This window comes from Arthrobacter sp. SPT-J7, assembly GCF_059089965.1.
In genome coordinates, this window is the sequence record NZ_JBNHFF010000293.1 from 1 (window position 1) to 3,493 (window position 3,493).

The 3,493-nt window shown below is 64.5% G+C and carries 4 protein-coding genes; 2 read left to right on the forward strand and 2 right to left on the reverse strand.

Annotation, left to right across the window (positions count from 1 at the left end; genetic code table 11):
• Nucleotides 1-636, forward strand: a 636-nt coding sequence (locus tag AC5RWX_RS31525; RefSeq protein ID WP_494100126.1) for a hypothetical protein, incomplete at its 5' end; no start/stop codon positions are given.
• A gap of 6 nt (nucleotides 637-642) precedes the next feature.
• Here the strand turns inward: AC5RWX_RS31525 and AC5RWX_RS31530 are convergent.
• Nucleotides 643-1,470, reverse strand: a complete 828-nt coding sequence (locus AC5RWX_RS31530) for an alpha/beta fold hydrolase (protein ID WP_494100127.1) — start codon at nucleotides 1,468-1,470, stop codon at nucleotides 643-645.
• A gap of 129 nt (nucleotides 1,471-1,599) precedes the next feature.
• Between AC5RWX_RS31530 and AC5RWX_RS31535 the strand changes: the two genes are divergently transcribed.
• On the forward strand, nucleotides 1,600-2,346 hold the full coding sequence (locus tag AC5RWX_RS31535) for an ABC transporter permease (protein ID WP_494100128.1): 747 nt from the start codon (nucleotides 1,600-1,602) through the stop codon (nucleotides 2,344-2,346).
• Nucleotides 2,347-2,356: 10 nt separating this feature from the next.
• Here AC5RWX_RS31535 and AC5RWX_RS31540 read toward each other — a convergent pair whose 3' ends face one another.
• On the reverse strand, nucleotides 2,357-3,370 hold the full coding sequence (locus tag AC5RWX_RS31540; RefSeq protein WP_494100129.1) for an alpha/beta fold hydrolase: 1,014 nt from the start codon (nucleotides 3,368-3,370) through the stop codon (nucleotides 2,357-2,359).
• Between the last annotated feature and the right edge of the window lie 123 nt (nucleotides 3,371-3,493).

Consider the following 3,493-nt stretch of genomic DNA (forward strand, 5'->3'; position numbering starts at 1 on the left):
CCCCGCATTCACCGGGCGGTAATGCTCGCCCGGCTGCTGGATCAGCCCATGGGAATCCTCGGTGTCATCTTCCTTTTTGTGGTGCTCGGCCAACTCATAGCAACAGAGCCTGCGATGGTGGGCGTCCTCGCCGTCGTTGGCTGGCTGTTCTGGGCAGTGTTTGTCGCGGAATTCGTGTTACGCGCCTACATTGCGGGCTTCGGTAAAAACTTCTGGCGGAAGAGCTGGTGGCAGGTCATCTTCCTCCTCGTACCGTTCCTGAGGTTCTTCCGTACCCTGCAGGCTCTCCGGCTCGTACGCGTCGCGAGGCTGGCGCGCTACGGATCGATCCTTTCGGCAGGAGTGCGGGGTTCCCGTTCTGCCGGGCGCCTGCTGAGCAGCAGGATTGGCTGGCTGTCCGCCGTCACCGCGGTGGTCATCCTGGCATCCAGCCAGTTCCTCTACGCAACAGGCGAGCACAGTTCCTACTCGGAAGCCCTCTACGAGTCCGCCATGGCCGCAATCACGGGCAGCGGAATCACCGGCACCAGCACCTTCTCTCGCATTATCCAGGTTCTTCTGGCCATCTACTCGGTGGCCGTTTTCGCCACCCTGGCCGGCACCGTGGGCGCCTACTTCCTGAGGCAGAAGGAATGAATGCGGTTAGCGGCCCCTGAGGTGGCTCATCATGGCATCGGCAACTTCACGGGGCGAGTCTTCCATCGGGATGTGTTTTCCGGCTACCTCAACCAGATCGCTGGACGGGACCTCTGCGACATAGCGCCGAGCGAAGCTGATCTTCTGGAAGTCATCGTCCCTCCCCCAAACAAGCCGCGTGGGCACAGCGGCCGCTTTCAGCGCCGGCAGCAGGTCGAGCGTGTAACGGGAGTCCGCGGCTCCTGCCATGGCCATCCAGGATCGGGCGCGGGCAGGGTCCCGCCAAGGGAAGACATACTCATCTATCTCCTTGGCTGGAAGGTGGCGTTCCACCGTGAGCTGCATTGTTTTGGTCCGCGCCGCCAACAGCTCTTCGGTGCCCGTTGTTGCCCGGACCGCTGGATCGCGGAACCGTTCCACTGCCGGAACGGGCCAGGAATCGAACATGACGGCGTTGACGAGCACCAGCCGCGTCACCCGCCCGGAGTAGGCTGCCAGGTGCTGGGCCACTCCCCCGCCGATATCGTGCGCGGCGACCCGGAAAGTGTCCAGGCCGAGCGCGTCAGCCGTATCCAGGACCACCTGCGCCAGCGCCGGGACAGTCGCGTCGGCCACGTCCAGCTCCCCCGCGCTACGCCCGAACCCCGGAAAGTCCAGCGCGAAGCAGTGAAAATCCGCTGCGAGCAGGGGCAGGACCGGCTGCCATACACGGCTCCAAAAGGTTCCGTGCAGAAGCACCAGCGGCGGCGCGTCAGGGCTCCCCGCCTCGAGGTAGGACAGGGCCGTTCCGTTCACAGCCACTGTTGTGCGTTCTACGGGAAACGTATCGGTCATCATGACTCCTTGGTTGCGGTTGCTCTCCGGCACATAGCCAACCTGCCTGCCGTTTCCGTACCCACATCGTCTCCTCGTAGGCAGGGTTGCAAGAGCAAGTGCAGCCTGCGTGGGCGCTAGGCTGTGCTGATGGCCTTCCCCGATGCCCTGGCACCGACCTTCGCGGCCGTGGCCATCCTGATGCTGCTGACCGTCGCGGTGCTCCGAGGCTCGCGCACACCGTCGTACCTTGCACCGGCGCTGGCCATCCTCCGCGGCGCAGCCCAGCTGGCGCTCATCAGCCTGGTTCTGGGCGGCATCATCGCCGATCCAATGTGGGTGGGTGCGGCGCTGCTGGTGATGTTCACCGTCGCGGCAGTAACGGCAACGCGCCGGCTGAGTTGGTGTTGGCGGCGCTTTGCAACCGTGTCAGCAACCATGGCCGCGGGCATCGTGGTGACCCTGGCTGTCGTCTTCGGAACCGGAGCTGTGGCGCTGGAGCCCCGCTACGTCCTGGCGGTGGGCGGGATTGTGATCGGCAACTGCATGACCATAGCGGTGCTTGCCGGGCACCGTTTTTATGAGGCCGTGCGTGAGCAGTGGGACCAGGTGGAAGGCTGGCTCGCCCTGGGCGCCACGGCCCCGCGGGCCACCCTTACCCAAGCCCGCTACTCAGTGCACGCAGCCCTGATCCCCTCAACAGACCAGACCAAAACAACGGGCCTGGTCACCCTGCCCGGCGCCTTTGTGGGCGCGATCTTCGGCGGCGCCTCGCCCTTGGAAGCCGGACGGTTCCAGGTGATAGTCCTGGCGTCCATCATGGCGGCGGGCGCCATCACCGCCGTCGTGCTTCTCCGAACAATGGCCGCGGTGCGCGTGCGTCCCGAACCGCTCTAGCTCGGCTTGGCTATCCGGTGCCGGCGAGGAAGGTTTGGATTTCCTCTGCCATGCGCTTGGACTGGGTCCAGTGCAGGTAATGGCTGCCCTCCAACGTGACCACCTCATGCCGCTTGACGTTCCTCAGCAGGTCCTGCAGAGCGGATGTTTTGGTGGCTGTCGAGTCTGAACCTTCATCGGCAACGAAGGCCAGAACCGGCAGGTCATCGGGATATGTGACGCCCCTCAAAGCCGCCGAATTATTCGCTATCCGGGCTGTTTCATCAGCCACTGCCCGGTTCCCGTAATTCCAGCTGGTCATGAGGCGCATCCGGTGCAGCTCATCAGCCGTGTACGCGTCGCTTGCAGGATCCACGAAACCCGGGGCGACGGCGCTGACCGCGCGCACTGTCCCCGTGACGGCCAGGGCACGTTCCCAATTAATCCCCGGCTCCGGGTCTGGAACCGGCTCATCCCCGGGTTTCGGTATGGACGCATCGATTCCGACGACGGCGGCCACTTCAGTGGGGTACCGGTTCGCGTAGTCGAGCATGTAGAAGCCGGCGATGGAGTGCCCTGCCAATACGTAGGGTTGCTTGACCTGCAGTTTGGCCAGGACTTCGTGAAGTTCGGTGCTGATGTTCTCGTTGGTCCGGGGAGGGGCTTCCATGTCGCTGTAACCGTACCCGAACCCCTCAATGGCGATGACGTCAAAGCCGCTGAGTTCGCGCGCCAGAGGAGCGAAGTCGAGGCCGGGCGCCGGGGTTCCCAGGCCGCTGAGCAGGACAATCGGCTGGCCCTCTTCCCGCCCGTTCCGGTACACGTTCAGGGAGCCGCTGCCTACGGCGATACGTTCGCCGTAGGCAGCCATGCCCGCTTTCTCCGTCGACTCCAGGACCAGGTTGACCACCGTGGAGACGAGGATCAGCGCCAGGATGACCAGCGCAGCGATGCCGGCGCGGCGCCAACCGCGCCGGGGCTTCTTCCGTGCACCGGAATCCGTAGCTTCAAATGGCCCGGAAGCCGTCCGGGGAGCTGGGCGCATGATGGCCTTTCGCGATTATCTGTCCGGGGCCTCAACCGGCCGGATCAGGCAGGCTTGGCAAAGGTGGCCGCGCTCATGATTTCGTAGCCCACGAATGTCTCGTCGCCTTCGACCCAGGCATCG

Excerpts from the sequence above, each read along its gene's own strand:
- AC5RWX_RS31530 (WP_494100127.1), bottom strand. The coding sequence starts at position 1,470 with ATGACCGATACGTTTCCCGTAGAACGCACAACAGTGGCTGTGAACGGA.
- AC5RWX_RS31535 (WP_494100128.1), top strand. The coding sequence starts at position 1,600 with ATGGCCTTCCCCGATGCCCTGGCACCGACCTTCGCGGCCGTGGCCATC.
- AC5RWX_RS31540 (WP_494100129.1), bottom strand. The coding sequence starts at position 3,370 with ATGCGCCCAGCTCCCCGGACGGCTTCCGGGCCATTTGAAGCTACGGAT.